Source organism: Brevundimonas sp. CURTG3B2_SDJG, from assembly GCF_057364705.1.
Genome location: NZ_JBNFOJ010000308.1, coordinates 1 through 3,191, shown reverse-complemented (window position 1 = coordinate 3,191; position 3,191 = coordinate 1). Strand labels below are relative to the sequence as shown.

3 protein-coding genes and 1 pseudogene are annotated in these 3,191 nt (G+C 71.2%); 2 read left to right on the top strand and 2 right to left on the bottom strand.

Annotated elements, in window-relative coordinates:
• Both secG and tpiA read right to left on the bottom strand, forming a co-directional pair.
• Positions 1-337 (bottom strand): preprotein translocase subunit SecG (secG, locus tag AC2W7C_RS15630; protein ID WP_486002227.1); only part of this gene is annotated, 337 nt, incomplete at its 3' end.
• Positions 338-477: 140 nt separating this feature from the next.
• The gene (gene tpiA, locus AC2W7C_RS15625) at positions 478-1,227 is read right to left on the bottom strand and encodes a triose-phosphate isomerase (protein WP_486002226.1); all 750 of its coding nucleotides are present in this window, start codon (positions 1,225-1,227) and stop codon (positions 478-480) included.
• Here tpiA and AC2W7C_RS15620 point away from each other — a divergent pair.
• Positions 1,226-1,849, top strand: a pseudogene (locus AC2W7C_RS15620) (SurA N-terminal domain-containing protein); the annotation flags it as partial. The gene tpiA and the pseudogene AC2W7C_RS15620 overlap by 2 nt on opposite strands.
• 101 nt (positions 1,850-1,950) lie before the next feature.
• A complete protein-coding gene (locus tag AC2W7C_RS15615) occupies positions 1,951-3,132 on the top strand; it encodes a peptidylprolyl isomerase (protein ID WP_486002228.1) in 1,182 nt (393 codons plus the stop codon).
• Positions 3,133-3,191 lie beyond the last annotated feature (59 nt).

Genomic DNA, 3,191 nt, shown 5'->3' with positions numbered 1-3,191 from the left:
GCTGGGCCGGCGCCGGAGCCGAGGGGTCCTGGGCCGGAGCCTGCTGCGTCGACGGCGGCGGCGAGGCCAGTTCGCCGACGGCGTCGGCGTCGACGATCGACCGGTTGGAACGTTCGATGTTGCCCAGGATGGTCAGGCCGATGGCGCAGGCGAAGAACAGGGCCGCCAGGATCCAGGTCGTCTGGGTCAGCAGATTGCCGGCTCCACGCGCGGTCATCATGCCCGACGGGCCGCCGCCCATGCCCAGCGCGCCGCCTTCGGACCGCTGCAGCAGGATCACGCCGGCGAGCGCGACCGAAATGAGGATCATGGCGACGAGGAGAATGGTCTGGAGCATGGCGGCCGATATGTGTGGCGCAGAGCCGCGCCGATCAAGCGGCGGCGTCTATCATCAAGGGAGGGACTAGGGAATAGGGGCTGGGGATTAGGTGCAAGGCGCCCCAAGAACCTAATCCCTAGAACCCGTTCCCTGCGCCGTCAGGCGCCGCGGATGATGCCCAGGAAATCCGCCGCCTTCAGCGAGGCGCCGCCGACCAGGGCGCCGCCGACCTCGGGGACGGCCAGGATGTCGCGGGCGTTGTCCGGCTTGACCGACCCTCCGTAGAGGATCGGCGGATGCGCCGCCGCCAGGCCCAGACGCTCGATCATGGCCGTCCGAACGGCGCGATGGACCTCCTCGATCTGCTCCAGCGTCGGGGTCAGGCCGGTGCCGATCGCCCAGACCGGCTCGTAGGCGACCGCGAAGGCCTGGCCGGCCAGGGTCAACGGCAGCGAGTTCAGCACCTGGCTGCGCACAACCTCGACCGCCCGCCCGGCTTCGCGCTGGGCCAGGGTCTCGCCGACGCAGACGATGGGCGACAGGCCGGCGGCCAGGGCCGCCTCGGCCTTGGCCGACACCAGCAGATCGGTCTCGCCATAGCCCTGACGACGCTCCGAATGCCCCAGGATGACCAGGGTCGCGCCGGCGTCCTTCAACATCGGCGCGGAGACGTCTCCGGTGTAGGCGCCCGAAACCTCGGCGCGGCAGTCCTGGGCGCCGACTTCGATCGCGCTTCCCGCCACGGCCCGGGCCAGCCGCTCGATCAGGGTCGACGGCGGACAGAGCGCGACACGGCAGGGCGCGGGTTCGGCGGCCAGCGCCGCGCCCAGGGCTTCGACTTCCGCCAAGCTGGCGGCCACGCCGTTCATTTTCCAGTTGCCGGCGATCAACTTCACGGATTGTTTCATGGCCGCCTCTCTAGGCGGGGAAATCGCTCAAGCCAAGCCGTTCCCCGGCGTCGCGAGCGCCATCATCTTGCCGTGCGCCCCGCTCACCCCCTATAGGCCGAAGCGGCTACCCTCGCCGCCCATCCGTTCAGGACCGACCATGCTCACCGCGTTCCGCACCTTCGCCAAGTCCAAATGGGCGATCGGCCTGCTTGTCCTGCTGGCCATCGGCCTGCTGGTGACCGGCGGCACCCAGCTGGACCTGCTGGCCCAACTGGGACCCAAGCATGTGATCAGCGCGGGTGATCGCAGCGTCGGCCAGGCCGAGTTCCGCGTGGAGATGGAACGCATCCGCGAAGGCGCTCAGCAGCAGGCCGGCCGGTCGCTCACCTTCGAGGAGATGATCGCCGACGGCGGCCTGGCGCAATACCTGCGCCAACGCTCCGAACAGCTCGGCTTCATGGCCTGGGCCTGGGGGGCCGGCGTGCGTCCCGGCAAGGAGCTGGTCCTGCGCCAGATCCGTCAGGCCCCGGGCTTCTTCGACAGCGTGACCGGCCAGTTCAGCGAGGAGCAGTACCGCGAGGCCCTGGCGCGCAACAACGCCACCCCGGAGACCTTCGAGAAAGAGCTGCGCGACGACATCCTGACCCGCCACTACGGCTCGGCGATGGGCTCGGGTCTGCGCCTGCCCCGCATCTACGGCGCGGTGTTCGCCAACCAGGCGCTGGAAACCCGCGACGCCCGCTGGTTCAGCGTCACCCAGGCGATGGCGGGCTCGGCCCCCGCGCCGACCGACGCCCAGCTGACCGCCTTCATGAACCAGAACGCCGCCGAACTGCGCCTGCCGGAGTTCCGCAGTGCCAGCGTCGTCCTGTTCGACAGCCCCGCCGACGCCCAGGGCGAAGTGACCGAGGCGCGCATCGAGGAACGCTTCAACTTCCGCCGCGACGCCCTGTCGCAACCGGAGCGCCGGACCTTCGTCACCCTGACCGCGCCCAACAAGGCCGCCGCCGATCGCATCGCCGCCGCCCTGCGCGCCGGCAGACGCCCCAGGCGGTCGGCCAAGCCAACAACCTTCAACCGGCCGCCTACGACAACACGCCGCGCAGCGCGATCAGCGACGCCGCGGTGGCCGCCGCCGTCTTCGGCCTGGCCGCCGACCAGGTGTCGGCTCCGGTTCAGGCTCAGGTCGGCTTCGTCGTGGCCAAGGTGACGGCCATCACGCCCGGACGCCCGGCGACCCTCGCCGACGTGCGCTCTCAGGTCGTGCAGGAGCTGCGCGCCGAGGACGCCCGCGCAGCGGTCTATCGCCGCGTCGAAGCCTATGAGAAGGCCCGCCAGGCCGGCAAGGCTCTGGACGCCGCTGTCGCCGAAGCCGGCGCCCGCGTGATCCCGGTCCCGCCTGTCAGCCAGCAGGGCCGCACCCAACAGGGCGGTCAGGTCAACCTGCCGCCGCAGCTGCTGCAGAGCATGTGGACCCTAGGCCGCGGGGCGGAGAGCGAGGTCGTAGACGCCGGCCAGGGCCAGTACTTCGTCGTTCGCGTCAACGAGGTCATCCCGCCGGCTCTGCCGTCGCTGACCAATGCGGACTTCCGCACGGCCCTGGCCCGCAACTGGGTCGCCCGCGAAAACGCCCGCCTGCTGAGCACCCGCACGGACGCCCTGGCCGCCCGCCTGCGCCGGAACGAAGACATCGCCGCCGTCGCCGCCTCGGTGGGCGCGACGGTCCAGACCGGCTCGGGCCTGACCCGTCAGGACCAGGCCGCGGGCAAGGCGTCATCGCCGGCGTCTTCACCAGCGGCCGCAACGAGGTCTTCTCGCAGCAGAACGCCCAGGACAGCTTCGTCATCGGCCGGACCGACCGCATCGTCGCGCCGGTGCCGGCGCTCGCCGCGCCGATGGCGGCCCAGTTCCGCGAACGGATGACCCCGGACTCGCTGAACGCCGTCGGCCAGGCCGCCAGTCGCGCCGGTCTCCAGAGCCGC

What these genes read in the sequence shown, in the direction of transcription:
- tpiA (WP_486002226.1), bottom strand. Translation starts at nt 1,227, where the DNA reads ATGAAACAATCCGTGAAGTTGATCGCCGGCAACTGGAAAATGAACGGC.